Genomic DNA, 2,373 nt, shown 5'->3' with positions numbered 1-2,373 from the left:
CGGCTTCAACCGCGAGGCCGCACGGATCGAGACCGAGTACGGCATCGCGATCTATCCAGAGCGGGTGGGCAACATGCACACCGATCTGGCTCGCTACATCGAGGTCGCGATCGGCATCGTCGCACGCAAGCTGCCGGTCGCCGTGTACGGGGCGGACAGCCGGCGCTGGACAGGCCCCCAGTCCCCGCGGCAGGTGTTCGCCCTGTACGAGGCGGCCGGCGACAACACAGCCGACTACCTGACGCAGATGGCTCTCAACGCCGAGCGGATCAAGGCGAAGAAGGACGACCTCGACCGCAGCCTCAAGCAGAAGTGCCTACGGCCGAAGACGAACGGGAAACCGTGTCAGATGCGGCCGCTGTACCAGGCCGGGGTCGGCCACCAAGAAGGCTTCGGCTGCTGGCGTCACGCCACCGACGAGGAGAAGCTCGAGCTCGAAAGGTCGCGAATCATCATTGAGGTCAAGACCGGTTGCCCCGGGTGCAAGGCCGGACCCGGTGAGGCGTGCCTGATCCCCACCGAGGACGGCCTCACCCCCGCCCAGGCAGGCCTGACGATGGTCGACGGCGAGTGGCCCCGGGTCCGGGTCCTCGGCGGCGTCGAAATCCACGTCCCACGGATCGAACTGATCCATCCCCGCGTCCTCGAACCCGCCGGGTAAGTCACTGGTGGCGGCACCGCGAAACCAGGTCCGAAGACTGCTCACCCGGTAGCGGCCTAAATGAACACCACCTAGCGTTCGGGGCAGCGAGCCCTACGACGAGACGAGGAGTTCCCATGGCTAACGAGCCGAATGTCCAGCAACCGCAGGACGCCAACGATCCACCGTCGGAGACGGTGGTTGAGCTCGCGGACGGTATGCGCGGCCGGTGGGTGGTGGCATCCCAGGGATCTACGCACGTATGGGATCTGGACACGTTGACCTACACGCGCCGTCCCGGCCCCGCCAGCCCCTCGGGGGCGTTCGACTACGACGGCATCGCGCACCGGATCACGAGGGTGACCCGCTGGCCGCGTGTCGGTGATCAGTCGCTGGTCTGGTTCGACGATCCCGCGAGTCCCTTCGACACCGAGCAGTTCCGCCGCTCGTCGGTGATCGTGTCGATCACCCGCGCCCCAGAGGGGACGTAGAACGAAACCGGGCGACGGTTCCGAAGTCGGGGACGCCGGGTAAGTCCAGGTCGGCGGTAGTCAGCGTCGGCGTTCGATGCGAACCACGTCCCGCCAACGGCCGTCGCGTTGGCCGATGCGTTCGCGGGTGCCGACGGTGCGGAACCCGGCGCCCCGGTGCAGCGCCAGGCTGGCGTGGTTCTCGGGGAAGATTCCGGTCTGGATGGTCCACACCCCGGCAGCGTCGGCGGACTGGATGAGGGCCTGCAACAGCGCGGCTCCGATGCCCTGCCCGGCGTGGCCGGAGTCGACGTAGACGCTGTGCTCGATGACGCCGGCGTAGACGCAGCGCCCCGAGACGGGCGCCGCGGCGACCCACCCGGTGACCTGCCCGCCCGGGCTGAGAGCGACGAAGCGGTGCTCGGGTAGGTGTCGTTCGTCGAAGTCCGCCCAGCTGGGTGCGGTGGTTTCGAAGGTGGCGTCACCGGTGTCCATGCCGGCTTGGTAGATCGCGAGGACCTGCGGGCCGTGCTCGGGCCGCATCGCGACGATCGCCGGGTCCGCCGCAGGTTCGGCGGCCCCGGGGGTGTCGTGGGGGCTGGTGGTCACCTGTTCAGGCTAAGTGCGCTGCGCTGGTGGTGCAGCTGGTGCTCGCGGACCCAGTTCTGGGCGGCGACCTGTACGGCGTCCCACGGGGAGCCGAGGGGTGGGGTGTAGGACAGGTCGAGCTCGGAGAGTGCGTCGACGGTCATGCCGTGGTGCAGGGCAGTGGCGTATGTGTCGACACGTTTGGAGATCTCGGCCGTGCGGTGCCCGATGAGCTGAGCGCCGAGCATTGCGCCGGTGTTCTGGTCGCCGGTGATCCGGATGCTGATGGGGGTGGCACCCGGGTAGTAGGCCTTGTGATCGTCCGGTGTGGAGGTCGTCGACACCGGTACCCAGCCGCGGTCGGCGGCGAGGGCTTCGGTGGCTTTGAGGCCGGTGCGGGCGGCGACAAGGTCGAAGATCTTCACGACTTGGGTGCCGAGGGAGCCGGTGTAGGTCGCGGTGCCGCCGAGGGCGTTCTCGCCGGCTACGCGGCCCTGCTTGTGCGCGGTGGTGCCGAGTGGGAGCCAGGCGATGCCGAGTTGGCGGTGGTGGGTGTGCACGGCGTCGCCGGCGGCGAAGACGTCGGACAGATTGGTGCGCATCTGCTCGTCGACGGCGATCGTGTTCTTGATGCCGAGCTGCGCGCCCGCTGCGGCAGCGAGGTCGGTGTCGGGG

General features: G+C 68.7%; 4 protein-coding genes. 2 read left to right on the top strand and 2 right to left on the bottom strand.

What is annotated here, in order from left to right:
• The coding region (locus tag IJH84_RS01955) for a hypothetical protein (RefSeq protein ID WP_295139558.1) at positions 1-661 on the top strand (661 nt) is incomplete at its 5' end.
• A gap of 116 nt (positions 662-777) precedes the next feature.
• Positions 778-1,131 (top strand): hypothetical protein, encoded by a 354-nt coding sequence (locus IJH84_RS01950; RefSeq protein ID WP_068565106.1) that lies wholly within the window; start codon positions 778-780, stop codon positions 1,129-1,131.
• A 60-nt stretch (positions 1,132-1,191) separates the two neighbouring features.
• Here the strand turns inward: IJH84_RS01950 and IJH84_RS01945 are convergent, their stop codons facing one another.
• Both IJH84_RS01945 and IJH84_RS01940 read right to left on the bottom strand, forming a co-directional pair.
• Positions 1,192-1,719 (bottom strand): GNAT family N-acetyltransferase, encoded by a 528-nt coding sequence (locus IJH84_RS01945; protein ID WP_295139554.1) that lies wholly within the window; start codon positions 1,717-1,719, stop codon positions 1,192-1,194.
• The coding region (locus tag IJH84_RS01940; RefSeq protein WP_295139552.1) for an FAD-dependent oxidoreductase at positions 1,716-2,373 on the bottom strand (658 nt) is incomplete at its 5' end. The genes IJH84_RS01940 and IJH84_RS01945, both read right to left, overlap by 4 nt.

Origin of the sequence: Saccharopolyspora sp., assembly GCF_017434145.1 — a bacterium.
Classification (GTDB): domain Bacteria; phylum Actinomycetota; class Actinomycetes; order Mycobacteriales; family Pseudonocardiaceae; genus Saccharopolyspora_C; species Saccharopolyspora_C galaxeae.
The sequence above is the reverse complement of the archived record's forward strand: the minus strand, read 5'-3'. Positions and strand labels throughout refer to the sequence as shown.

Bases quoted from the DNA above. Each gene is read 5' to 3' on its own strand.
- IJH84_RS01950 (WP_068565106.1), top strand. From the start codon at position 778: ATGGCTAACGAGCCGAATGTCCAGCAACCGCAGGACGCCAACGATCCA.